Raw genomic sequence first — 24364 nt, forward strand, 5'->3', positions numbered from 1 at the left:
ATATTTTCAACGAAAATTAAACTCTATATTTTTGTGTAAAGAACAAAATACATTAGAAAAACAGTTCGTTTATAAGCTAGTTGATTTTATCAATGATATTATTGCACTATTTACGGAAGGATATGTATGGATGGCAATAACATTTATTATAGTTACCGAGGGAAGAGGGAATTATTTGCCTCTCACAATGATCTTAATTATGATTTCACTAGTGTCATTCATATGCATATCATTTTACTATTCTATTAAGCTAAATGCTGTACAGAAAAGTGTTGTCCTGTTGATTTCAATAGGGACATTGTCTTTTGTGTCTAGAGCATTTGCTGTATTTTTTATTGCCACAATTATGAACTATTTTTTTGATTTAGGGTTGCATGTACTTGATATTTGATATTCTTTTTCTTCTTATTCCACTTTTGCTTTCAGTAGCATATTTAGTGTACTTTGAGCGTAAAGTTATTGGTGCAATTCAACTAAGGCATGGTCCAAGTGTAGTAGGGCCATTTGGGCTACTACAGCCATTTGCAGATGCTATCAAATTGATAATTAAAGAGCCGATAATACCATTTAGAGCAAACACCATACTGTTTATTATGGCTCCAATGCTCACCTTTATTTTAGCATTAATTTCCTGGGCAGTTATACCATTTGGAGCTGAAATAATTACAGAAAATGGACAGCAGGTAATAATCCCTAAGGTAATATCAAATATTAATGTTGGAGTGCTTTATGTGCTAGCTATATCCTCTTTGGGAATATATGGCATTATTATTGCAGGCTGGTCTAGTAATTCTAATTATGCATTTCTTGGCGCTATAAGGTCAGCTGCTCAAATGATTTCATATGAAGTTTCAATAGGTCTAATAGTTGCTACAATTGTTATTACAACTGGCACATTAAATCTTGGAGAGATGGTGGTAGCGAAACATAATATGCCATTTTGGATTGATTTATTACTAATGCCTATAGGAATAATATTTTTTATTTCTTTGCTTGCCGAAACTAATCGTCACCCATTTGACTTACCAGAAGCTGAAGCAGAGCTCGTCTCTGGGTATAACGTCGAGTATTCATCAATGCCTTTTGCTCTCTTTTTCTTGGGAGAATATGCAAATATGATTTTAGCAAGCGCTATGATGACAATATTCTTTCTAGGAGGGTGGTATCCTCCATTAGAGCTTAGTTTGCTGTATAAAATTCCTAGTTTAATCTGGTTTGTTTTGAAGATAGTTGTACTTTTGTTTATATTTGTTTGGATTAGAGCTACAATACCTCGTTATCGTTATGATCAATTAATGCGTCTTGGTTGGAAAGTATTTTTGCCAATATCGGTACTTTGGGTAATACTCATTTCAGGAGTGTTGCTTTTTACTGGGAATTTGCCTGGATCCAATGTTTAATTTCCCAAATACAAGGTTAAGGCGTAGGCGCTCAGGCAAGTGGATTCGCAATTTAACAAGTGAAAGCACTTTATCAGTAAATGATTTGATTTTTCCCTTATTTGTTTATGACGGAGAAGAAACAATTGAGCCAATTTCTGGCTTACCTGATATCAAATGTTATTCAATAGATGGATTAATTTCTATAATTCAGAAAGCTAAGGACTCGGGGATTAATGCTGTTGCAATTTTTCCTGTAGTTGATAGTAAACTAAAATCTGAAAACGCCGAGGAAGCGTACAATCCTGACAATTTAATCTGTAAAGCAATTTGTGCTGTAAAATCAAATGTACTGGATATTGGCATTATTGCAGACATTGCACTAGACCCATACACTACTCACGGTCATGATGGCATTTTAAAAAGCAGTAGGATAGATGTAGAAAATGACGAGACTGTGTCAGCATTATGTAAGCAAGCACTTGTTTTAGCAAAAGCAGGATGCGATATAGTTGCTCCTTCTGATATGATGGATGGCAGGATAGGAAAAATAAGAAAAACATTGGATGATAATAACTTTCAGAATGTGTCAATATTGTCCTATGCAGTAAAGTACTGTTCTAGCTTCTATGCGCCGTTCAGGCAAGTTGTCGGTTCGTGCGCATCATCAAATTTCATCGACAAAAGTGGTTATCAAATGGATTATAGAAATGCACGTGAAGCAATCTGCGAAATAGAAATGGATATAGATGAAGGTGCAGATTTTATTATGATAAAGCCGGGTATGCCATACTTAGATGTAATAAAAACAGCAAGTGAAAAGTTTAATTTTCCGATTTTTGCTTACCAAGTAAGCGGTGAATACGCAATGATAAAAGCTGCAGCAAATAATGGCTGGCTGGATTATAACAGAGTGATTTATGAGTCCTTAATTGGTTTTAAACGTGCAGGTGCAAGTGCAATATTTACCTATGATGCACTTGATGTTGCAAAAAATTTGGTATCTACTTAGCAGTGTGGAACATTTAAGTAGGTAGCTGGCCGAAGTGACTTGACAAACCTTCCCACTTTCCTTATCATATCAATAAAATTATTTATCCTTGTTTTTAATCTCTGCAGATTTAACAACAAAAATTCAGTAAGAAACTCAGGTATTTATTGGCAAATTACATAAAATTATAGCGGCTGCATGTCTTTTTTATTTTTTCTACGTTCAGCCAAATCGCGCTTAAAACGCTAATTCTGGATTAAAAAGAGAATAGAAAAGTCAGGAGAGTAGGGTAAACTCAACAAATAGAAAAAATAGATGAGGTTACCCATGGAAGATATAACAAAACTGTTTTGTCTGGTCGATGATTTTTGCAGAGATATAGAGAAAAATTTTGCAGATAAACTACTACCAAACGGTAAAAAACCCACAAGAGTGCCAGAAATTACACATTCGGAAATTATCACAATAATCCTCCTGTATCAGCAATCTCCCTGTGAAAATTTTAAGGCTTTCTACCTGCATTACCTAACATTGCTCTACAAACAGAGTTTTCGAAGTTGCCTTCATACACTAGGTTTGTTGCTCTAAAGCCCAGGGTTTTGTGGCATTTAGCCATGCTATTACAGTGCCTTTGCGGATGGTCAGAACTTACTGGAATCTCATACATAGATACAACTCCTATTGCAGTTTGCCATGCAAAAAGAATATCAAGAAATAAGGTTTTTGCTGGAATTGCAAAATTAAGCAAGAGTACATATGGCTGGTTTTTCGGCTTTAAACTACATTTGATAATTAACGAGAAAGGTGAAATTCAAGCTTTTACGCTTACAAGAGGTAATGTTGACGATAGAGAGCCTGTAGCAAACCTAACTAATACCAAATTCCATTACTAATCGAACAAATAAGAAACATTACAAACTCATTTAATAGTAGCACTGGAAATACTGACAATAAAATTACACAGAACATCTTCAAGTAAGCCTATGGTATCGTAGACTCTGTTGCGTAAAGTATTGTGTTTGATATATTGCCACAACCTCTCAACAGGATTCAGTTCTGGTGAATAAGGAGGCAAGTATATAATGGTAATGTTTTTCTGAATTTTCAAACTTTTTGATCTATGCCAGCCTGCACAATCCATTACAAGAAAGGCTTTTTTCGTGCCTAAATCTTTCGACATCTGCTCCAGAAATATATTCATACAATCAGTGTTTACATATGGAGCAAGTAGGCTAATTTTCTTACCACTTCTTGGATTTACCGCACTGTAGATATAGAAATTTTGTCTACCAATTTTCATTTAACCTGCGTTCTGACCCCTTTTTTAAACCATCCGTGTCCGATTTTTGAATGAGTTCCAAATCGTGATTCATCAAAAAAATACCTCCTTTTCAGGGTGGGAATTGACTATTTTATTGAAGTATTTTTTAAACTCTTCTTGCTTGTTTTTATCTTGTTTATGGTGAATTGGCCTCGGTGTTATATAAGAAAACTTCATCCTTTGTATCTCACGATGCACTGTTGATTTGCTAATGTTTAGGCCAAATTCCTCTGAGATTTTTATTTGCACTTCCTTAATAGTAATATTTGGATTTCTTTCTACCCATATTTCAATTTGCTCACGTTGATTTTTGTTTAATTTGCTTTTTCTTCGCCGCTGAGAAGGGGAAAATAATTTTTCTACTCTACCAAATTTTAGATGCTTTATCCATTCAGTCAAAGCAGTCCTTGAAATTTTACATATTCTTGCCACAGCGCTTATACTACTTTCTTTTCCTGCTATCACCGCTTGTAACTTTTTTGAAACATATGCGTTATTTCTGACCTTTTTTAACATTTCTTTCGCCAAATTTACAACTTTTTCGTCTAACAGTTTTGACCTTAATGCCATTTATACCTCTCTATTTTATCTACTCTAGTATCACTTCTTTCCCATTATTGTCTATCTGTTCTTTACATAGTGGGAATTGGTCTGAGGCGGCTTTTGATGGTATGCCAACAGTGTTCTATGGGATTCAAATCTCACTTTTACCCACAACTTTGAGAGGTCATTATGCGAAGCATAACCATGCTTTCCCTGAGGTTTTCATAACCACGCCATAGAGTCATAGTTCCTGGTAAATTATCACTTTTTCTATTCATAAATCCACCTAATTTTCCTAACCAAATAATAGCTTGTTTTATGTTTGGAGGTTCTTCTGGCAATTTGGCTACTTTATGCTCACGTATGTAAAGGGTTTTCCACTCTTCATTACTTAAAACCTTAGTACAAACCTCCATAGGATTCGATAAAGCGATTTTTGTTAAATATAAAATATTAAATGCAATAATGCTCTTTATAGCGATTAATTTCTCTAATCTTTCTTTTGTAGCTAAACGAGAGCTTTCTACCTTACATCCTGATTTTAAAATCCTAAAATACTCCTCGATTTTCCATCTTAGCTTATACCAATTTATCCTTTCTATAGCATCTAAAGTGCTATTAACTGGTACATTAGTCAGCAAAGTCCAATCAATAGCTTCTACTCTTTCAGGAGGATTTGTTTCTTTGGCACTTACTACATATATAGCGATTTTATCACTTATTTTATGCTCTGTATCTTTCGATCCATAAATGTAAGGAGATCTGATAGGTATATAGCCTTTCATATACCTGACTTCAATGTTAGCTTTTCTTGAGATCTGGTATTTATTTTCAGCAACATTCAAGACAATTTCCTTTTTTACAGGCAGTTGAGTTATACGTGTTTGCAAATCCGTTTTTCCCCCTTCAATACAGATGAATTTCCTATTAGTTCGGTTGCGGATTACATAAAAACTGTCCAATGATTCAACAGTCCATAAAAACTTAAAAATATCTGCTTCCCTATCACCAATAGTAACAAGCTGTACACCTTCTGCGAGGTTATTTAGGGTTTCTTTTAGTGCCGCTATCCACTTATAGCTTTCTTTCTCCTTTATAGCAGTACGGTATTTCCTGTTTGCTTTTTCTTGGGCTGTTTCTTCCCTGATAGAACGTGCCCAACACTGTTGAGAAGATAGCCCTAAAGGTAATCCGTCTTTGTTAACCATTAAGTTACTGTGCAATAACAAACCCTTTTTATATTTTGTATAGGCTTTAGAAATACTACCTAGACCCTTAGTCTTTATATGAGAGTCAAAATCCAAATAACTTGTATCTTGAACTGAAAATACCAGCTCATTTCCTTTTATCCTTTCCATAGTTTCTTTATAATGGGAAGAATAAATTTCCTTAGCTTCAAGCTTCTCATTGCTAAATAATCTGTATGCACCTTTAGCTTCTTTCCATCCTACACAGCTTTGACTAATTGACCCAGACGCCTTATTCTCTATTAAATAGCTTGTTTTAATAAGTCTTGTATTAAGCCTTACATCTCCCAGATTAACATGTCTCAACTCTTTTTCTAGCCATTTATCTCCTAAGCCATCAGCACATTGTACATTTCTATTTACTTCACACATTTTTACCTCATCTTAAGTATATTTTTCTCTATCTTACTTGCTTTTTATACTTGTGGGTAAAAGTGAGGATTCAAATCTGGTGAATATGTTGGAAGATACAGCACATGACAGCCAAAAGACTCTATTAATGATTTTGTTTTAGTGGTCTTATGAAATGTAGCATTATCCATAACTATGGTTGTGCCAAGTGGCAATTTAGGTTTCTCCAACCATATATTGAATACCTCTTTGTCACACCCACCTTTGAAAGTCATTGGTGCAATAAATCTCATTCCAATCCACCCGGCTACTATACTGATTCTCTCTCGCTGGAATATCTGCATAAATTTTCTTTCCTCTTGGAGCACGTCCATATTCTCGGTATAACTTATTATCAACTCCTGCTTCATCTATATATAAGATGCTGGAATGGTCTATTTTTGAGATTTTATCAATAAATTGCTGCCTATCTTCTTGATTGCGCTCTTGATATAGTGTGACTTTTTTTTAAAAGTAATTTTTAGCTGTTTTAGTCTATACCAAATTGAATTTATTCCAAATCCAAGATTTTGTTTCATCTCTGCCAGAGTATGATCTGGATTCTTTGTAACATATTCTTCGAGTATTTTTGGGTCTATTTTTCGAATAAAGCTACCGTTTTTAGATGGCTTTAGGCTTTCACCAGCAGCTTTCTTTTTTAACCAGCGGTACAGCGTTGCTATTCCTATCTCCATGAGCTCTGCTATCTCAACCTTTGTCTTCCCTTTTTCTATCATCAATACTGCCTTTTCCCTTAAATCCACACTATATGCCATTATAACTCAAATACTCTATTATACCTTTATCATTTACTTTAGGAAATACTATAGTTGCAGGCCAACCTTCTCCACAGCCTAAAAATGTTTCTCATGAAAGTGAAAATCCTTTACCCAATAAAACCACAAGCCCTTCACCAGTAACAAGTATAACTCCACCAGCTACTAAAACTGCTTTCAAACCGCTGTTAAAAATCGTGTTTTCTTCGAAAGAGACTTATTTTTGTCTATTTTTAGTAGCAGCTTCTATATCAGCACTCTGCCTATGGCACTTGCCACTGGGAAAAGTGTCAATTTTAAAGGAATTGGTGCCAACAGAAAAAAAGGAAAAGTATCGGTCTAACATTAAACATAGGGTTACCGATATTAATTACACTGTGCGTTTTGAACCTGGCTTACTTTCTATATTCTGAATATTCTGTAGAATCTATTGAGCAGATAAGTGAAAAAGATCTTCCTTTGCACATCTAACAAATAAGATCTTTTGTGATATAATTATTTATTTTATTGCATGTTTAAAGGAATTATCCAAGATATTGGCACTATAACTGATATCACTATCCACCCTAACTCTGATCAAATCTTCCATATTGAGACACAAAATTTATCCTCTATAAACAAAGGAGATTCAATATCCTGCTCCGGAGTGTGTTTAACTGTTGTCGACATAATGAACGATGTATTCACAGTTCAAGTATCTCAAGAAACCATGAAGGTTTCTAACTTAAATACGTGGGAAACAGGGAAAAAAATAAACCTAGAACAAGCAATGAAACTGAGTGACAGAATTGACGGCCACTTGGTTCAGGGTCATGTGGATGACACAACAGAAATTTTAACAATCAATCAAAATTTAGAATCTCATGAAATCAGACTATCATGCCCACAAGAATTAATTAAATTTATTACAAAAAAAGGTTCTGTAACGCTAGATGGAGTTTCCCTTACAGTAAATTCAGTTGTCGATCAAGAATTCACTGTGAATATAATTCCCTATACATGGAAAAACACAACTTTTCAGCATAATAAAACAGGTAATTACCTAAATTTAGAAGTTGATATGATTGCCCGGTACTTAGACCAGCTGATAAAATATCAATACAATTAATTTTACAACTTTGTTATTTACAACTATTATATCTTGAAAATCATATAGATATAAAATATGTTTTTCGATAGCCTAATTATCTTTATTATTGTCTTGTGTGTAATAATATCGATAACTAGAGGTTTTATAAAAGAGCTATGTGCATTAATGTTCTTGCTCTTATCAGTCTTTTTGACAGCTAGTTACTATGATTTTTTTATTATAAATTATAGTAAGTATTTTAACTCTAAAGTTACACAAAACATACTTTCTACAATCTCTGTATTTATTATACTTAATCTTACATTCATGACAATGAATAACTGGCTAATGTACATATTATCACCTATAAGGTTGGGATTAATGGATAGAGTTACTGGAATCTTTGTCGGAGCACTCAGAGGAATATTGCTTTCTTATGTACTATTTTTTGCTGTGCACTTATATTGCCACACAGTATATGATAAAAAAGAGGGAGAGTCTAAAATAGACGCAGAAGACATATTGCCCAATTGGATAATAAATTCACACTCTTATCAGGCTTTGTTTGTGACAACAGAAGAAGTAATTAACATGTATGTACCAGAGTCATTGATACTAAAGATAAAAGAGATTGGTGAGGAAATGGTTGATCAAGAAAAACCTCAAAACAATAAAGAAAAGTGAGTGTTGATTTTCTATAGCTAAACTAGCCTAGACAGCTATTATCCACAGCAATTCGCCATAGGTTACCAATTCCTATGACTAATGAAACAAAACTGCAGACATTGACGAATAAGTAAATCATCAAAAAAATTTAAATGTATAACTTTAGTTCATCAATGTAATAAAACAAAACTTTTTTAGTGAGTTCAAAATCTTCTAAGGTATTTCCTTCACATCTTGCTGTAATACAGTTTTGCGTATTTGATACTCTAAGAAGCCACCAACCTTTATTATCGGTTACCTTAATACCATCAAGCTCTGAAAATACAATATTTTTCTGCTTTAGTGTCTCCTTTACTGACTCAATTATTTGAAACTTTTTCTCATCCTTCACTACAATTTTTACTTCATGAGTGATATATAACTTTGGCAAATCTTCAATCATCTCAGATAGGCTTTGGTTTTTCTTAAGTAAAATGTCAATGGCTTTAACAGCAGAATATAGTCCATCATCGAAACCCAGCTCAGAAAAGAAAAAATGCCCACTGAGTTCACCGGCAAATTTTGCTCCTTCTTCTACCATCTTTTTCTTAACTAGTGAGTGTCCAGTGGCACAGGTAATTATTTGTCCTCCTAATTTGCTAACAAAATCATGCACTTTCATACTCATTTTTACGTTGGCAATAACTTTGCTTTTTGGGTGTTCCGCCAATACTTCACGTGAAAAAATCATAAACAAGTGATCATTGGAAACAACATTACCTTTATTATCAATCAAGCGTACCCTATCACCATCACCATCAAGTGCAATACCAAGATCACATTTATCTTTCTTGACAATATCTATTAACTGAGCAAGATTTTTCTCTTCTATGGGATCTGGGTCATGCAGTGGAAACGTTCCATCTATAAAGCTATTGGTTACGATGTGTATATGATCTGGTAAAATCTTTTCAATATACCTTACAATTGTTGGGCTATTGCCAAAATCCCAAGCTATTTTTAGTTTTTGTGTAGCGTTATTCTTGAGCGCATTTTTTAATATGTTAACGTACTCACTATATATATTCGTGTTAATTAAGCTTCCAATTTTCGTGCTGTTTTTAATTGTATTGCCTATAATTTCCTTCATTTCTTGATCTGAGTAAACTTTTTTACTACTGAAAAATTTAAAGCCGTTATATTCTCTGGGATTATGAGAAGCAGTGATCATAATCCCAAGATCTGCCTGCATTGTTGCAGCGTAGAGCATAGGTGAAGAACAGAGCCCAACGCGTATAACATTCGCACCGGATAAAATCAAGCCTCTGATTAATTCTTTTTCTATACTTGGTGAATCTATCCTGCTGTCATAGCCTACACAAACGTTAGCTGCAGTTTGACCGAATTTTCTACCTATTTCATACCCATCACTGATTTGCAGGTCTCTGCCTACCACACCTCTAATATCGTATTTTCTTATAATATTATTGTCCATACTGCACTTCTTGGAGTGGTTAATATATAACATTCCCGTCAAATACTCAAGTTTATTTAACTATAAAATTAGTTGATTTTTTAAGAAAATATGTTAATATTATAATATAGCTCTCTAAAAATAAAAATTATGCCAAAAGAAAATTTACTTGTAACTGAAAATCAAGGTTTAGATGTAGATGAGCAAAAGAAAAATGATATTTTAAGTTTCATTGAACCTTGCAACAATTTTCAGGATTTTATAAAAAAATTAGAGGAAGAAAACTTAATTTGGTATTTTATTGGCCCTTTACGCAAAGATAAGGACATTAAAGAACAGATAAATTTAAAGTGGGAAAATGAGTTTCAAAAGTTTGAGCAATCAATAACCGCAACACATAAAAAATTTGAAGAATCTCTACCAGGTGAAAATTTCTTAGTATATACAACAAAAGATAATGACTTTCAAATTAGGTTTGAAAATAAAGAAAAACCAATAGAGATTAGCGCCCTTTTAAGAGCCAGCGACGAAGGTAAGGTTCATAACCTATCTTTGGGGAAAGATAGTCAAATAACTGCAACCAAAAAAGGCAGCGAAAGGCACTATGATTTTACTGGTTCAAGCTCATGTGAGATGACCATTAACTGGCAAGCTAAGGATTCTAAAGGCAATAGCATAGATTGTAGCATGACTGTAGAAGTAAGTTCTAATACCAATTCCCGCTATACAAGCAACGAATAGAAAATAATGGAAAAAAAAGCCATACTGAAGTAAGTAAAATAGCGAGGTTTAGATGGCATTAAGATCAAAATTATTGGATGAAAAAGTGGTGAAATCAGCAAAAGAGATGCTGAAGAGAGTAAGAAATAATGCGTATGTTGCAAAAAAACTAAATGCTGTAATTGCAGCAAAAAAGCACAGTATAACAGCTGTAGCAAAAATATGTTGCATTTCGAGAAAGGCAATTACTACATGGATAAAGCACATAAAATTTGGAAGAGAAGAAAAATTATTTGCTCCACCTCAACGCCGTAGAAAAACTATATTGAACCAAAGTCAACTTGAACGAATTGAGTTGTGGATAGAGGAAAACCCCAATATTACTATTAGAGAAATGAGAATAAGAATCCAAGAAAGATTTGGTTTGAATATCAGCAAATCCGCAATACATCGTAATATGCAAAGAATGAAATTCTCATATATCACACCAAGACCAGTTCATAGTGGACAAGATAAAAACAAGCAAGAGGAGTTTAAAAAAAACCTCAATGAAACTATTGTCATGCATTCTGAAAAAGAGCTATTTTTCTTCGATGAATCACGGTTTGGTACACATTCGAAAGTTGGACATGGGTGGTTTAAAAAAGGCAGTAGGACACAGGTTAAAGTAAAATTAGGTAGGGAAAATTTTTATCTCTATAGTGCAGTTAATCCCAGAAATGGAGAGAATTTTAGCTTATTTGCACCAAACGTCAACACTGATTGTATAAATATATTCCTTGAACAGATGTCGTAATATTTAGGAATACGAAAGGCTTTTCTCTTGATGGATTGCGCTAGTTGGCATAAGTCAAAAAATTTAAAGGCACCTAAAAACGCTAATTCTGGATTAAGGAAGGAAGAAAGTATAGGAAATGGAAGGCTTTTTGGATTTCAAGGAATAGGAAATAAGAGTAGAAAAGATGTGAACCAAGAAATTAACGGGAGATCTATGGCGAGTATGTTCAATTTCAAGTCTACTTTTGAGGTAGCCAAAAATCGTCTCAATGATCGACCTTTTTCTCAGCAAAATCTTTTCATGTAGTGAAATTAATGCGTTTTTCATCCCCTTTTTCACCTTGGTAACAAGTTTCAAACCGCGGTTAAACAACTCTTGGAAAAGCTCTTTTTTAATATAGCCTTTATCACCAAACAAAAGACCGGTTAATTTCTTAGTTAGGTTTGCTACAGGCTCTCTATCGTCAACATTACCTCTTGTAAGCGTAAAAGCTTGAATTTCACCTTTCTCGTTAATTATCAAATGTAGTTTAAAGCCGAAAAACCAGCCATATGTACTCTTGCTTAATTTTGCAATTCCAGCAAAAACCTTATTTCTTGATATTCTTTTTGCATGGCAAACTGCAATAGGAGTTGTATCTATGTATGAGATTCCAGTAAGTTCTGACCATCCGCAAAGGCACTGTAATAGCATGGCTAAATGCCACAAAACCCTGGGCTTTAGAGCAACAAACCTAGTGTATGAAGGCAACTTCGAAAACTCTGTTTGTAGAGCAATGTTGGGTAATGCAGGTAGAAAGCCTTAAAATTTTCACAGGGAGATTGCTGATACAGGAGGATTATTGTGATAATTTCCGAATGTGTCATTTCTGGCACTCTTGTGGGTTTTACCGTTTGGCAGTAGTTTATCTGCAAAATTTTTCTCTATATCTCTGCAAAAATCATCGACCAGACAAAACAGTTTTGTTATATCTTCCATGGGTAACCTCATCTATTTTTTTCTATTTGTTGAGTTTACCCTACTCTCCTGACTTTTCTATTCTCTTTTTAATCCAGAATTAGCGTTAAAAATATCGAAATTATATACCTACCACCATACTCACCTGAACTCAATCCTGTTGAGAGGTTTTGGTTATATATAAAACAGAACATTTTACGCAATAAAATCTACGATACAATTGTTCTGCTTGAATGCGCTTTGTGTAAATTTATTACCTCTCTTTCCCCTTCCACGGTTAAACAACTCTGCTATGCTTCTTATTTGGTTCATTAATAATGAGAATTGGTATAAGGGCATAAAAAGAGTGATTGATGAACCAAAATTTGGAGAAATAACTGACCCAAAAGAGGTATTAAAATTAGTTGAGCAGAATAAAGAAGTTTTTATCAACGGAAAAACTCTACATCAAGCTTTTACTGACATGGACAAAAGTGTGAACGAGCAGCAAACACCAGCAGAGGAAACATTTACAAAAGATTCACCACAGTCAGCTACACCAAGTAGCAGTGGATATTCTTCTCTTAATACACCTTCTTCACGCAGAAGTTCTTTCTCTGGCGTTAGTGAATTTAGTGACGAAGAAGATGAAATGCTTGAGAATAGCATGTCTGATGACGAGAAAGAGTACGAACAAGAAGGATCAGAAAATGGAGTGGATGAAATTATAGACGGAATTGAGGAGTTAAAAGAAGAAAAAGAAACGTTTGCTCAATATTTTGCAAAGCAGGCAAAGCAGCTTGAGGATCTAAAGTCAGAACGTAACTCCTTGAAAAAGGAAATTAATGAACAACAGCAAGCAATATTTGAAAGAGATCAAAAAATCAAGGAACAAGATGCTTATATTAAGTCACTTACAGAGAAACTCAAAAAATCAGAAGAACTTAATCACAATATAGAAAAGGAAGGTGATACAGGAATAAGAACACTAAGTGAAGAAAAGCAAATTGTGGAAAAAGAAGTCACAAGACTTAAAGATGAATTGAAAAGAAAGGAAAAAGAGTTAGCTGAAAAGGATAAAGACATAGAGCGATTAGCACAAAAAGTAACCGTACTAGAACAAAGTCAAAAAGATAAAAATGCTAGGATAACAGATTTAACTAATCAATTGAACGATAAAGAAAGTGAGATTCAGTCAACAAATAGAATAAATGAGGAACTACAGGAAAAATTTAAGCAAAGTGAAGCTAAGTTAAGTGCACTAGAAAAAAAGAATACAAATTTTGAAAATGATCTCAAGAAAACATTGGCAGAAGGTTTAAAGGATAATCACGAAAAGCAGTTGTTATACCAATTCCCACTATGTAAAGAACAGATAGACAATAATGGGAAAGAAGTGATACTAGAGTAGATAAAATAGAGAGGTATAAATGGCATTAAGGTCAAAACTGTTAGACGAAAAAGTTGTAAATTTGGCGAAAGAAATGTTAAAAAAGGTCAGAAATAACGCATATGTTTCAAAAAAGTTACAAGCGGTGATAGCAGGAAAAGAAAGTAGTATAAGCGCTGTGGCAAGAATATGTAAAATTTCAAGGACTGCTTTGACTGAATGGATAAAGCATCTAAAATTTGGTAGAGTAGAAAAATTATTTTCCCCTTCTCAGCGGCGAAGAAAAAGCAAATTAAACAAAAATCAACGTGAGCAAATTGAAATATGGGTAGAAAGAAATCCAAATATTACTATTAAGGAAGTGCAAATAAAAATCTCAGAGGAATTTGGCCTAAACATTAGCAAATCAACAGTGCATCGTGAGATACAAAGGATGAAGTTTTCTTATATAACACCGAGGCCAATTCACCATAAACAAGATAAAAACAAGCAAGAAGAGTTTAAAAAATACTTCAATAAAATAGTCAATTCCCACCCTGAAAAGGAGGTATTTTTTTGATGAATCACGATTTGGAACTCATTCAAAAATCGGACACGGATGGTTTAAAAAAGGGGTCAGAACGCAGGTTAAATGAAAATTGGTAGACAAAATTTCTATATCTACAGTGCGGTAAATCCAAGAAGTGGTAAGAAAATTAGCCTACTTGCTCCATATGTAAACACTGATTGTATGAATATATTTTTGGAGCAGATGTCGAAAGATTTAGGCACGAAAAAAGCCTTTCTTGTAATGGATTGTGCAGGCTGGCATAGATCAAAAAGTTTGAAAATTCAGAAAAACATTACCATTATATACTTGCCTCCTTATTCACCAGAACTGAATCCTGTTGAGAGGTTGTGGCAATATATCAAACACAATACTTTACGCAACAGAGTCTACGATACCATAGGCTTACTTGAAACGCTAATTCTGGATTAAAAAGAGAATAGAAAAGTCAGGAGAGTAGGGTAAACTCAACAAATAGAAAAAAATAGATGAGGTTACCCATGGAAGATATAACAAAACTGTTTTGTCTGGTCGATGATTTTTGCAGAGATATAGAGAAAAATTTTGCAGATAAACTACTGCCAAACGGTAAAAACCCACAAGAGTGCCAGAAATTACACATTCGGAAATTATCACAATAATCCTCCTGTATCAGCAATCTCCCTGTGAAAATTTTAAGGCTTTCTACCTGCATTACCTAACATTGCTCTACAAACAGAGTTTTCGAAGTTGCCTTCATACACTAGGTTTGTTGCTCTAAAGCCCAGGGTTTTGTGGCATTTAGCCATGCTATTACAGTGCCTTTGCGGATGGTCAGAACTTACTGGAATCTCATACATAGATACAACTCCTATTGCAGTTTGCCATGCAAAAAGAATATCAAGAAATAAGGTTTTTGCTGGAATTGCAAAATTAAGCAAGAGTACATATGGCTGGTTTTTCGGCTTTAAACTACATTTGATAATTAACGAGAAAGGTGAAATTCAAGCTTTTACGCTTACAAGAGGTAATGTTGACGATAGAGAGCCTGTAGCAAACCTAACTAAGAAATTAACCGGTCTTTTGTTTGGTGATAAAGGCTATATTAAAAAAGAGCTTTTCCAAGAGTTGTTTAACCGCGGTTTGAAACTTGTTACCAAGGTGAAAAAGGGGATGAAAAACGCATTCATTTCACTACATGAAAAGATTTTGCTGAGAAAAAGGTCGATCATTGAGACGATTTTTGGCTACCTCAAAAATAGACTTGAAATTGAACATACTCGCCATAAATCTCCCGTTAATTTCTTGGTTCACATCTTTTCTACTCTTATTTCCTATTCCTTGAAATCCAAAAAGCCTTCCATTTCCTATACTTTCTTCCTTCCTTAATCCAGAATTAGCGTTTGAAGATGTTCTGTGTAATTTTACTGTCAGTATTTCCAGTGCTACTATTAAACGAGTTTGTAATGTTTCTTATTTGTTCGATTAGTAATGGAATTTGGTATAATGTATAAATGTACAGACTTACAACTTTTGGTTGGTAATACCATAATGGAAATTTATCATTCATTTTAGAAAATACTATAGTATAGATTTATTAATAAATAATATATATTATGATATAATTAGTGCGAAGTGGGTTTACCAGTTGGACCCATAAAGATTATTTCCTCTCCTTCTCTTAAGCCTCTGCACAAATTAGTGGAGCCGCCAGTTTCAAGCACAATAGTGGAAATAATTCCTTTTTTTTTGTCTACTTCAGTGCCGGTTACAGCTATACCTTCCATAGCAAGGGTTGTATTATTGACTTTTCTGCTATTGATTGCAAAATTTTGCAACCTAAAGAATTGTCCGGGTTTAAAATTTTTTGCCGCAAGTGGTGCTTTGATCACTATTTCCACAACTTTGTCAGTTAAATATTGAATTTTTATAATCTTTGCGGTGAATTGCTCTTTGATTCTATTAAAAAATTTTTCGTTAGCCAGGTGTTCTGATATTATTCCAGCGCGTGACGCTTTAGTGTACAAATGCTGCAATTTGTAGGTAATTCGCATAGTAGGTGGTGTTATGCAAGTAGCTGACACTGGAATCCAGTTCTGACTATACAACCATCTGATGTACTCATTCAAAATTAAGTTTTCTGGATCCCAGTGTCTGGGCACTGGAATGACATCTTTTTTGGTGAAAGTTACTCTTACATTACAACATTCATACAAGTGTGCATATGACTCCGAGATTCTAGCTGGAGTGGGAGAAATGAAGCTAACTCTATTCAAAAGCTGAGAAATGATAGGGTAGCCGTTCTTAGCACTTGCCATAGCTTTCACGACGCTGCCGCTATACGAAGGGTGAAGATCACCAAAAAAGCTAATTGTTTTATTGTCTTGCTTATATACCAATATCCTGTCTTTATCCTGCATCTTAGGAGAAAATACTGGATCTATTTCTTTTCCTAATGAGTTTAAATGAATAAAATATCCATTACTTAGTTGAAAATGCTTTTTATCTTCTGTTGCAATAGCCGTGTTTGGTTCAGTGCCTGCTGCTATGAGAATAGAGCGTGCTTTGATACATTTAATTTCGTGGGATTTTGTATCAATTAGTTTTATCAACTCAGCATGATTATATTTGTCTGTAACAATTTCAATAGGCTCTAAGTTTTCAATGAAGTAGATTCCTTCTGACAATGCATTTTGCACCTCTTCGCTATTTAATCGATAGCTCGGTGAATCTTTTAGCTCTTTTCTGTATATAATTTTCACTCCCCCGAAGCTCTTAGTTAGTTCCAATATTTTTGCTTCTCTATTCTCTTTTTTTGCTAACTCTTGCTCTGCTTGGATCAATTTTGCGTGCGATATAAGCTCATTTGCAATTTCATGTTCTTCTTCCGTCCAATCTTTTTCAACATATTTCTTTCCATACTTATCAACTAATATCTCATAACGAAGAAGAAATTTTTCTACTTGAATTGGATAATATGCTAAAGCTTCAGTGGCAGTATCAATTGCAGTGAGTCCTGCACCTATGACAACTATCGGCATGCGAACTTGCAGATTTGCTATGGAGTCGAACTTAAGAGCACCGGTAAGTTGTAATGACATCAGAAAATCAGATGCCATGCGCACTCCGCGAGCCAGCATATTCTTTATTTTGATCATTCGTGGCTTGCCAGAGCCAAGTGCTAGTGCGATGTGATCAAAACCCAAGTTGAAGGCATCATCAACATTAATCGTGCCATCAAAACGAATGCTTCCATAAAGTGCGAAATTCTCACGCCTTTCCAGTAGTAATCTAATAATCTTTAAGTAATTTTTATCCCATCGGGAAGTAATGCCATATTCTGCCACCCCACCAAACCCATCTGCCATGCGTTCACTCAATTTTTCGTGTTTGAAATCTTTAATTAGCTGAAAATTATCGATCAAAGGTTCAATCTTTAGTCCATCAATGGCGATAACGTTATGCCCATCGTTTAATAAATGATGAGCTAAATTAAAACCCGCAGGACCAAGTCCTACAACTAGAACGTTTTTTCCAGTATTTTCTTTTGGCAATGGACGCTGAAAATTTAAAGGATTCCAACGGCTAAGCAGAGAATATATTTCAAATCCGTACGGCAAATTGAGTACGTCGTCCAAAATCCTTGTTTCAACCACTGGCACATTTACAGGCTCTTGTTTCTGATATATGCATGAGTTTATGCAATCATTGCATATTCTATTCCCAGTAGCTGCACATAATGGGTTATCTATCATCACAATTGCAAGACTTGCTATGCTATATCCTTCGCTTTTTACCAGATTCATTTCTGATATTTTCTGCTCTAGTGGGCAGCCGTGCAGCTCAACTCTAAGTGGAGACTTTTTGAAAGTGTTGTCATCATTGATTAGCCCCTTTGAGCAGCTGTCCTTACTTTGCTTATGACAAAATATGCAGTAGTGAGCATTATCTAGCGCTTTATTCAAACTCACCTTTTTGCTTGTTAGATCAAAACCATATCTTCTTTTCACCTCATTTGAATACAGAACCTCAACCTCGTCTACTTCTTTTTTCAAGAATGATACGAGATTTTCGTAATCAATTTTCTTATGTATGCTAAATAGTATATTCTGTTTATTTTTTACTCTCCAAACTGCATATTGAGCTGCAAGTTCTATTTCTTCTTTGTGATCCTCTTTATTTTCAAGCCAATTCATTACCTGCTCAGAAAAGTTTTTTTCTGTTGTTGGCAAAGTAAGGAAACTATTTAACCTGTTGGTTACATAATCAATATTTACTACATCAGTGTATTTCTTCAATGCATAGCGCTGAACAAAAAACCTTTTGCATCTGTATATTACAGCAAAGTCGTTGTGTTTTTTCTTTAGTTCCTCTATTTCTTTTTCAATGTTGAAAAGTTTTGCAATGAATTCATCAAGTAAATATGAAAGGTCTATTATTAACTGGCTATTACAATCATCTGTCATCCAAGCTGGAATCCATCCTTCTTGTTTTCTAGATCCCAGTGTTAAGCACTGGGATGACATCGAAGAAGAAGCTGCTTTTTCTCTTGCTTCAATTAATGAACAAAACAAGCTTTCATCTGACGATTTTATGTAATCTAAAAACGCCTCATCTAACTTTATTAATTCACTACGAGTGTATAAGTTTGAAAATGAGATTTTGAAATTCAGTTGCATCTTTATACTATACAGCGTACATACTGTTTCTTACAAATGAAGATTTTATTTATTTTTTAATGCTGCTGAGATTATTGCTTCTGCAACTTTTTCTTCCTTAACATATGCAACACACTCAAATTTGTGTAGACCTAAACGCACACTTTGAATATTAGCTTGAAGAATCAATACGTCTCCTGGAGTAACTGGCTTTGTGAATTTTGCATTTTCAATTGATCTCAAGTAAACAACTTTATTTTCCATTACCTTTTTACCTAGAACACATATTGCAGATACCTGAGCTAAAGATTCAATTATCAAAACTCCTGGCATTATCGGATGGCCAGGAAAATGACCAATAAAAAATTGCTCGTTGAAAGACACGTTTTTAATTGCTTTTATACTCATACCAGGATCGCATTCTATAACCCTATCTACTAAGAGAAAAGGATAAGAATGTGGTAGTATTTTTATAATATCATTGATATTACATTGCATAAGTCTATTCAATGTTTTGCAAAGCAAATTCGGGTATTTCCTTGTTTACATTTTTTAATACTACATCCGATAAATCTACTTCATCCATAGAGTATAAAACTTGATTCTTTTTTGAAATAAATAGTACCAAATCTATGTTGTTTTTTTCTGCTGTTTTTTTAGCAACTTCTTTTATCTTGTTAAAGACACTTTCTACTGCTTCTCTATAATTTTCTTCTAAATGTGACATTTTCTTAGCGTAATTATCCCTAACACTTACAGTATGCTTACTAAATTGTTCTGTCTTTTCTTTTTTTGCTTCTTCTGACAAAAGGTCAAATTCCTCTTTCGATGGCTTAAATTTTTCTAACTCATTTTCAAATTCCTTCTGTAATCTAGAATTCTGCTCCTTTATTTGTTGTTGTATATTTTGCAGAGCCAGAGATTCATTGACAACCTTATCACTATCAATAATGGCAGCCTTTGTATTAAGCGTGCTCTGAGGTTGATACCCTACAAACTTATACCCCACAAATAAGGAAATAATTAAGGCAATAACTGATGTAAATAACTGTATATATTTCATTCAAATCCCCGCTTCAATAGAAATTTTAACGTTTGTTGATGGTATTATGTCACAAGCTTCCTTTACTAAAGGAAACCCAAAATCTAATCTAATTCTACCAAAAGGAGAGGGCATTGAAAAGCCAAAGCCTGGTGATACTCTTATAAGCTTACTATCGTAATATTCTCCACTATATCCCTCCTTTTCATCTAAACCAAAAAGTGTTGCATAGTCAACAAATAGTGAGCCTTTGATACCAGCATAGTCGTATAATTTAGATAGTGGAAAATCTACTTGCTGTGTTAAATTAAAATAAGTTTTGCCTCCCAATGAGCTTTTATTTTTGTCTTCTGCTCTTGGTCCAATGCCGGAAAGATCAAATCCTCTAATCTCATTACCCCCTTTAAAAAAGTGCTGGCCAATGTTTAGATCTTCATCGGTATAAGAAAAAATATGACCTGCTGCTACTTTAAAGCGCAGTGTTATATCATCATCAATTTTGCTTAATATAGGATGTGTATAAAAAGATAAGAATTCAGATTTTAGGAAATTTACATTTCCTCCCAATCCTGAAATATCCTGATTTAAGCGCAATAAATATCCCTCTTTAGGAGTATAGAGGTTATCCAGTTTATTGTATGATAACGTATATCCCACTGATGAAACCTGATACTCACCTTCTTGATCTCTTATTATCTCAGAGATATCCTCATCTTTTCCACTCTTATTGTCCATGTGTATGTGATTATACTTATAAGAATATTGAAAGGAATTGGTTAGATTTTCTGAGATTTTATATGATACTTTTGCTATTCCTCCCCAGTTGCAGGTATCGAAAGTAGTGTTTGGTTTGTCTTGTTTTTCATAAAAAACACCCATGCCTAGTGAAGTATCAGAGTCGTTAAAATTATTTTCAACAGCGTCTATACTAGTAGAAAGAACATATTGACTTTTTTCAAGAGCAAAAGATATTTCTTTACCACTACCAAATAAATTACGATCTGTGAAATCGGTTTTAACAAATACTCCACCAGGAAGAGACATACCACCTGTTAAAGATAACGAGGCAGTTCTTTTTTCTTTAACATTTAAATCAAGATTCACTGCATTGTCATCCACTGTATAACTATTTATTTTTACTGTTTCAAAGAAATCACTATATATCAATTTTCTACGTGATTTTTGGATCTCAGATGTGTTATATGCGTCACCTTCTGCCATACTAAGTTTTCTTCTAATTACTTTATCTAAAGTGCGGTCATTGCCATCAATAGTAATTTGGTTTATATAAATCTTTTTACCTGGTAGCACTTTGTAAGTTACATCCACAATATTGTTATGTTGTGTATATTCTGGATTAACTTTTGCAAATATATATCCTTTTTCGCTTAAATGTTTACTTATTTTTTCTGCTGTATTGTTAATTTTAACTCTATTAAATATTTGATTATTTTCCTCTTTGATAAATTCTAATATTTCTTCCCTTAAACTTAAATCCTGAATCTCAGTTTCAATATTAACTTCATTATTTCCAAATAAGTATTGCTGCTTTTCATCAATCAAAAAAGTTAACTCTATTTGGTTATTATTATCAACCTCAACAATTGGTTGGATATTATTTTGAATATATCCCTTAGATGAATAGAAGCGATCAAGCAGTTCTGTGTTAATCAGTAGATATTGAGGTGAATAATGAGTTCCGCTTTTAAAAATGGCTCTAAATAACTTACTAAATATATCATTGCTATGCCTTTTGATAACTTGCTCTAACTCATTTGCTGAAAAGTTTTTATTACCTATAAATCGTAAACCCTTAATTTTAGACGTTCTTCCTTCTTTTATCTTAAAAATTAGGTTTATCCTATTGCTACCAAGCTTATCTAGCTCATATGCAATTTTAACACCAATTTTACCACTGTTCCTATAAAGAGTAGCTAGATTTATTAAATCGTTTTGTAATTTTGTTTCAGTGAAAATAGTTAGTGATTTTGACTGGATAACGTTATTTAGCAACTCTTTACTGTTAAATAACTTATTGCCTTTCAATGTTACTTTGTTAATCAATGGATTCTCATGAATTTTTACTACTAAGTTTTTTTCATCATCGATATAGGCGTTAATACTAGCAAATAACTTTGTTTTATATAAATCTTTTATAACTGAATCTACATCATCATCATTTATATGATTACCTGGTTCCAATTTTGTATAAAACCTTATTGTTTGATCACTTACTCGCTCATTGCCAATATACTTAATATTTTTTATCTGTACTTTTTCCTTATTTTCTAGAGCAACAAGTAGAGTGGGAAAAGAAATAAATATTATTATTAGTATGTGAAATAACTTTTTCATATGTATCTTAAAAAAGATGCCTAATATCATTTGTGATTGCAACTGCCATCAACAAAAACAGTATGGTAGCACCAAAAGTGGCTGCATATTTTTGATATTTCAAACTCAGATCTCTACGTATAACTGCTTCTATAATATAATGAAATAAATGCCCACCATCTAGTAGTGGTATTGGCAGTAAGTTAATTGCAGCTAAATTGGCTGAAATAATTGCCATAAAATATAGAACCATAATAAGTCCCTTTTTAGCTGATTGCCCTGAATATTTTGCAATTTTTATTGGCCCACCTATTTCATTTATACTCCTTTTACCAACAACAATTTGAAAGAGTGCTTTGATTGTTAAACACATAGTGTGGTAGGTTTCATTCACTGATAGGCTAGCAGCTCCAAGAAAAGATGACTGTTTTAACCCTATCATATTAATTGAGGTAATTCCTATAGTTTTTCTTTCTATTATGTTACCAAAGACATCTCTATCCTCAACTGTAAACGGAGTTAGGATAGTTCTGTACTCTTCGTTATTTCTGCTATACTTAATTTCTATTCTTGTTTCAGGGTTGGACATTATCACGCGTGAAATATCTTCAAAGTATTTTATTTTGTACTCATTGATCTGTATAATAGTGTCACCTGGTAATAGGCCAGCTTGCTTTGCTGCACTTTCTTCAATTACATTACCAATTACTGGTGGAGTGCGATAATAACCTGCCACGCTGAAAAATATTGTGAAGACTATAACGGTAAATATCATGTTTGCAAAAGGCCCTGCAAAAACTATTGCTGCTTTTTGATATCGAGGTTTTGTATGGAATGAGTATAATTTTTCTTCTTCAGTTAATTTTTGTTGATCAACAGGAACGCTTGCTGCATTAGTATCCCCTAACATTTTAACGTAACCACCCAATGGAAAGGCACTTAATTTCCATCTAGTTCCAGACTTGTCGTTAAAACCAAAAATTTCAGGACCAAAGCCTATAGAAAAAGATTCAACTTTAACCTTGCATGCTTTAGCGACAATATAATGCCCAAATTCATGCACGAATACTATGATAGAAATTATTAAAGAAAACGATAAAAAATAATATATTCCAGCGCTAAGTTGATGAGAAATTAATTCCACCTATGTTTTAAATCTTAATCAAACGTTGAGTATATTAAAATGCGCCTTGCTTGACAAGTATTTAGTTTAGTCTTTAAATTAAAAAAAAAGTTTAATGACGATGATAGATATCTCCTTATTAAGAAGAAAACTGATGTATAGGAGTTGGCATAGGGGTTGTAAAGAAACTGATATACTTTTAGGGCATTTTGCATTGAAATATCTTGATAAATTTTCCTTAAGTGAACTAATTGAATACGAAAAAATAGTTGATCTTGATGATTGCGAATTATATTGTTACATAACTCGTAAGAGACTTCTCCCCCCTGATTTGAGTAGTGAGGTAGTCGATTTGATTGCTTGCTTTAATCACTTATGCACCCAATAATCTTGTTTACCCTATCTAATACTTCAGCATATTCTACTCTTTTTTCCTCCCTATGCTTTTTGCATTCTTGATTTATTTCGTCTAATCGCTTTGTTAATTCTAAAATTTTGTCTTCGAGAGTCAATGCTGCAAGTAAGAAATTTAATGCATCTGAGCCCTTACCTCCAGTTCTTTGAGATATGGAGCTAACTAGCTTGTTGAAGCTATTAGCAAGTTGTAATAAATGGTCCTTCTTTTTACTTTCGCAAGATATTTTATATGTGTTATTATGTATAACTATTTCTACTACTTGCATATGATGCTATATTGTACAACTTTCAAATTTACAATATAGATTTTCATTCATTTATCAAGAGGGATAACTTTTTACTGCTACGAAAATAAGTTTTAAAGTATCGATGTTTTGCAACCTTCTGTGACGTCAAATTACTTGCTTCTTTCAAGTTATAGCTTCTAATTGAAAAAGAACCAAACCCCCTGATTTCAACTCTATTATGATATTTTAACGTGTTTGAAAACACTCGAAAAAAACTATCAACTATGGCTGCTATAATAACCTTATCTAACAAAAGGTTTTTTTTTGCCACTTTTGCTATTATATCAGATTTCGTTGCCATTTATATGAAGCACAAGA

18 protein-coding genes and 9 pseudogenes are annotated in these 24364 nt (G+C 33.6%); 14 read left to right on the forward strand and 13 right to left on the reverse strand.

Annotation, left to right across the window (positions count from 1 at the left end; all coding sequences use genetic code 11):
- Positions 1 to 31: 31 nt before the first annotated feature.
- From O1Q06_RS08305 to O1Q06_RS08320, 4 genes and pseudogenes are all read left to right on the forward strand, one after another.
- Entirely contained in the window at positions 32 to 391 is a 360-nt protein-coding gene (locus O1Q06_RS08305) for a hypothetical protein (RefSeq protein WP_410542646.1), read from the forward strand.
- Entirely contained in the window at positions 375 to 1400 is a 1026-nt protein-coding gene (nuoH, locus tag O1Q06_RS08310; protein WP_410542647.1) for an NADH-quinone oxidoreductase subunit NuoH, read from the forward strand. The genes O1Q06_RS08305 and nuoH overlap by 17 nt, the downstream gene beginning before the upstream one ends.
- Positions 1393 to 2391, forward strand: a complete 999-nt coding sequence (gene hemB, locus O1Q06_RS08315) for a porphobilinogen synthase (protein ID WP_410542648.1) — start codon at positions 1393 to 1395, stop codon at positions 2389 to 2391. The genes nuoH and hemB overlap by 8 nt, the downstream gene beginning before the upstream one ends.
- 306 nt (positions 2392 to 2697) lie before the next feature.
- Positions 2698 to 3242 (forward strand): annotated as a pseudogene (locus tag O1Q06_RS08320) (IS982 family transposase); the annotation flags it as partial.
- Positions 3243 to 3289: 47 nt separating this feature from the next.
- Here O1Q06_RS08320 and O1Q06_RS08325 read toward each other — a convergent pair.
- The 4 genes and pseudogenes from O1Q06_RS08325 to O1Q06_RS08340 form a co-directional block, all read right to left on the reverse strand.
- Positions 3290 to 4261 (reverse strand): annotated as a pseudogene (locus tag O1Q06_RS08325) (IS630-like element ISWpi10 family transposase).
- A 137-nt stretch (positions 4262 to 4398) separates the two neighbouring features.
- Positions 4399 to 5853, reverse strand: coding sequence for an IS4 family transposase (locus tag O1Q06_RS08330; protein ID WP_410542423.1), 1455 nt, complete (start codon positions 5851 to 5853; stop codon positions 4399 to 4401).
- A 44-nt stretch (positions 5854 to 5897) separates the two neighbouring features.
- Entirely contained in the window at positions 5898 to 6242 is a 345-nt protein-coding gene (locus O1Q06_RS08335; RefSeq protein WP_410542566.1) for a transposase, read from the reverse strand.
- A gap of 24 nt (positions 6243 to 6266) precedes the next feature.
- Positions 6267 to 6647, reverse strand: a complete 381-nt coding sequence (locus tag O1Q06_RS08340; RefSeq protein ID WP_410542537.1) for an IS630 transposase-related protein — start codon at positions 6645 to 6647, stop codon at positions 6267 to 6269.
- Positions 6648 to 6709: 62 nt separating this feature from the next.
- On the opposite strand from O1Q06_RS08340, the pseudogene O1Q06_RS08345 reads away from it, so the two are divergent.
- The 3 genes and pseudogenes from O1Q06_RS08345 to O1Q06_RS08355 all read left to right on the forward strand — a co-directional run.
- Positions 6710 to 7118, forward strand: a pseudogene (locus tag O1Q06_RS08345) (hypothetical protein); the annotation flags it as partial.
- 40 nt (positions 7119 to 7158) lie between these two features.
- Positions 7159 to 7755: a riboflavin synthase gene (locus O1Q06_RS08350; protein ID WP_410542649.1), complete on the forward strand. Its 597-nt coding sequence runs from the start codon at positions 7159 to 7161 to the stop codon at positions 7753 to 7755.
- 57 nt (positions 7756 to 7812) lie between these two features.
- A complete protein-coding gene (locus tag O1Q06_RS08355) occupies positions 7813 to 8400 on the forward strand; it encodes a CvpA family protein (RefSeq protein WP_007302502.1) in 588 nt (195 codons plus the stop codon).
- A gap of 130 nt (positions 8401 to 8530) precedes the next feature.
- Here O1Q06_RS08355 and O1Q06_RS08360 read toward each other — a convergent pair whose 3' ends face one another.
- The gene (locus tag O1Q06_RS08360; protein WP_410542650.1) at positions 8531 to 9856 is read right to left on the reverse strand and encodes a phosphomannomutase/phosphoglucomutase; all 1326 of its coding nucleotides are present in this window, start codon (positions 9854 to 9856) and stop codon (positions 8531 to 8533) included.
- Positions 9857 to 9985: 129 nt separating this feature from the next.
- Here O1Q06_RS08360 and O1Q06_RS08365 point away from each other — a divergent pair, with 129 nt between their 5' ends.
- Together O1Q06_RS08365 and O1Q06_RS08370 are read left to right on the forward strand one after the other, a co-directional pair.
- On the forward strand, positions 9986 to 10576 hold the full coding sequence (locus O1Q06_RS08365) for a hypothetical protein (protein WP_410542651.1): 591 nt from the start codon (positions 9986 to 9988) through the stop codon (positions 10574 to 10576).
- Between the two features lie 52 nt (positions 10577 to 10628).
- Positions 10629 to 11432 (forward strand): annotated as a pseudogene (locus O1Q06_RS08370) (IS630 family transposase); the annotation flags it as partial.
- A 12-nt stretch (positions 11433 to 11444) separates the two neighbouring features.
- Here O1Q06_RS08370 and O1Q06_RS08375 read toward each other — a convergent pair.
- Positions 11445 to 12311, reverse strand: a pseudogene (locus O1Q06_RS08375) (IS982 family transposase).
- An 87-nt stretch (positions 12312 to 12398) separates the two neighbouring features.
- Here O1Q06_RS08375 and O1Q06_RS08380 point away from each other — a divergent pair.
- The 4 pseudogenes from O1Q06_RS08380 to O1Q06_RS08395 all read left to right on the forward strand — a co-directional run.
- Positions 12399 to 12605 (forward strand): annotated as a pseudogene (locus O1Q06_RS08380) (transposase); the annotation flags it as partial.
- A 16-nt stretch (positions 12606 to 12621) separates the two neighbouring features.
- Positions 12622 to 13680 (forward strand): annotated as a pseudogene (locus tag O1Q06_RS08385) (hypothetical protein); the annotation flags it as partial.
- A gap of 19 nt (positions 13681 to 13699) precedes the next feature.
- Positions 13700 to 14629 (forward strand): annotated as a pseudogene (locus O1Q06_RS08390) (IS630-like element ISWpi10 family transposase); the annotation flags it as partial.
- A 77-nt stretch (positions 14630 to 14706) separates the two neighbouring features.
- Positions 14707 to 15574 (forward strand): annotated as a pseudogene (locus O1Q06_RS08395) (IS982 family transposase).
- Between the two features lie 236 nt (positions 15575 to 15810).
- Here the strand turns inward: O1Q06_RS08395 and O1Q06_RS08400 are convergent.
- From O1Q06_RS08400 to rseP, 5 genes are read right to left on the reverse strand one after another with little or no spacing between them, the layout of a single operon-like run.
- Positions 15811 to 18864, reverse strand: coding sequence for a WPE palindromic element domain-containing protein (locus O1Q06_RS08400; RefSeq protein ID WP_410542652.1), 3054 nt, complete (start codon positions 18862 to 18864; stop codon positions 15811 to 15813).
- Positions 18865 to 18909: 45 nt separating this feature from the next.
- Positions 18910 to 19341 (reverse strand): 3-hydroxyacyl-ACP dehydratase FabZ, encoded by a 432-nt coding sequence (fabZ, locus tag O1Q06_RS08405; RefSeq protein ID WP_410543178.1) that lies wholly within the window; start codon positions 19339 to 19341, stop codon positions 18910 to 18912.
- A 4-nt stretch (positions 19342 to 19345) separates the two neighbouring features.
- Positions 19346 to 19906: an OmpH family outer membrane protein gene (locus tag O1Q06_RS08410; RefSeq protein WP_410542653.1), complete on the reverse strand. Its 561-nt coding sequence runs from the start codon at positions 19904 to 19906 to the stop codon at positions 19346 to 19348.
- Positions 19907 to 22240, reverse strand: coding sequence for an outer membrane protein assembly factor BamA (gene bamA, locus O1Q06_RS08415; RefSeq protein ID WP_410542654.1), 2334 nt, complete (start codon positions 22238 to 22240; stop codon positions 19907 to 19909). It abuts the gene before it with no gap.
- A 7-nt stretch (positions 22241 to 22247) separates the two neighbouring features.
- Entirely contained in the window at positions 22248 to 23363 is a 1116-nt protein-coding gene (rseP, locus tag O1Q06_RS08420) for an RIP metalloprotease RseP (protein WP_410542655.1), read from the reverse strand.
- 100 nt (positions 23364 to 23463) lie between these two features.
- Between rseP and O1Q06_RS08425 the strand changes: the two genes are divergently transcribed.
- Positions 23464 to 23730, forward strand: coding sequence for a succinate dehydrogenase assembly factor 2 (locus tag O1Q06_RS08425; protein WP_410543179.1), 267 nt, complete (start codon positions 23464 to 23466; stop codon positions 23728 to 23730).
- Here the strand turns inward: O1Q06_RS08425 and O1Q06_RS08430 are convergent.
- Both O1Q06_RS08430 and O1Q06_RS08435 read right to left on the reverse strand, forming a co-directional pair.
- Positions 23708 to 24025: a cell division protein ZapA gene (locus O1Q06_RS08430; protein WP_410542656.1), complete on the reverse strand. Its 318-nt coding sequence runs from the start codon at positions 24023 to 24025 to the stop codon at positions 23708 to 23710. The two genes, O1Q06_RS08425 and O1Q06_RS08430, sit on opposite strands and share 23 nt — an antisense overlap.
- A gap of 43 nt (positions 24026 to 24068) precedes the next feature.
- Complete coding sequence (locus tag O1Q06_RS08435) at positions 24069 to 24347, reverse strand: HU family DNA-binding protein (RefSeq protein WP_410542657.1); 279 nt, start codon at positions 24345 to 24347, stop codon at positions 24069 to 24071.
- Positions 24348 to 24364 lie beyond the last annotated feature (17 nt).

Source organism: Wolbachia endosymbiont of Tetranychus urticae, assembly GCF_046529255.1.
Classification (GTDB): domain Bacteria; phylum Pseudomonadota; class Alphaproteobacteria; order Rickettsiales; family Anaplasmataceae; genus Wolbachia.

Bases quoted from the DNA above. Each gene is read 5' to 3' on its own strand.
- nuoH (WP_410542647.1), top strand. From the start codon at position 375: ATGTACTTGATATTTGATATTCTTTTTCTTCTTATTCCACTTTTGCTT.
- hemB (WP_410542648.1), top strand. From the start codon at position 1,393: ATGTTTAATTTCCCAAATACAAGGTTAAGGCGTAGGCGCTCAGGCAAG.
- O1Q06_RS08330 (WP_410542423.1), bottom strand. From the start codon at position 5,853: ATGTGTGAAGTAAATAGAAATGTACAATGTGCTGATGGCTTAGGAGAT.
- O1Q06_RS08335 (WP_410542566.1), bottom strand. From the start codon at position 6,242: ATGAAGCAGGAGTTGATAATAAGTTATACCGAGAATATGGACGTGCTC.
- O1Q06_RS08340 (WP_410542537.1), bottom strand. From the start codon at position 6,647: ATGGCATATAGTGTGGATTTAAGGGAAAAGGCAGTATTGATGATAGAA.
- O1Q06_RS08350 (WP_410542649.1), top strand. From the start codon at position 7,159: ATGTTTAAAGGAATTATCCAAGATATTGGCACTATAACTGATATCACT.
- O1Q06_RS08355 (WP_007302502.1), top strand. From the start codon at position 7,813: ATGTTTTTCGATAGCCTAATTATCTTTATTATTGTCTTGTGTGTAATA.
- O1Q06_RS08360 (WP_410542650.1), bottom strand. From the start codon at position 9,856: ATGGACAATAATATTATAAGAAAATACGATATTAGAGGTGTGGTAGGC.
- O1Q06_RS08365 (WP_410542651.1), top strand. From the start codon at position 9,986: ATGCCAAAAGAAAATTTACTTGTAACTGAAAATCAAGGTTTAGATGTA.
- O1Q06_RS08400 (WP_410542652.1), bottom strand. From the start codon at position 18,864: ATGCAACTGAATTTCAAAATCTCATTTTCAAACTTATACACTCGTAGT.
- fabZ (WP_410543178.1), bottom strand. From the start codon at position 19,341: ATGCAATGTAATATCAATGATATTATAAAAATACTACCACATTCTTAT.
- O1Q06_RS08410 (WP_410542653.1), bottom strand. From the start codon at position 19,906: ATGAAATATATACAGTTATTTACATCAGTTATTGCCTTAATTATTTCC.
- bamA (WP_410542654.1), bottom strand. From the start codon at position 22,240: ATGAAAAAGTTATTTCACATACTAATAATAATATTTATTTCTTTTCCC.
- O1Q06_RS08425 (WP_410543179.1), top strand. From the start codon at position 23,464: ATGATAGATATCTCCTTATTAAGAAGAAAACTGATGTATAGGAGTTGG.
- O1Q06_RS08430 (WP_410542656.1), bottom strand. From the start codon at position 24,025: ATGCAAGTAGTAGAAATAGTTATACATAATAACACATATAAAATATCT.
- O1Q06_RS08435 (WP_410542657.1), bottom strand. From the start codon at position 24,347: ATGGCAACGAAATCTGATATAATAGCAAAAGTGGCAAAAAAAAACCTT.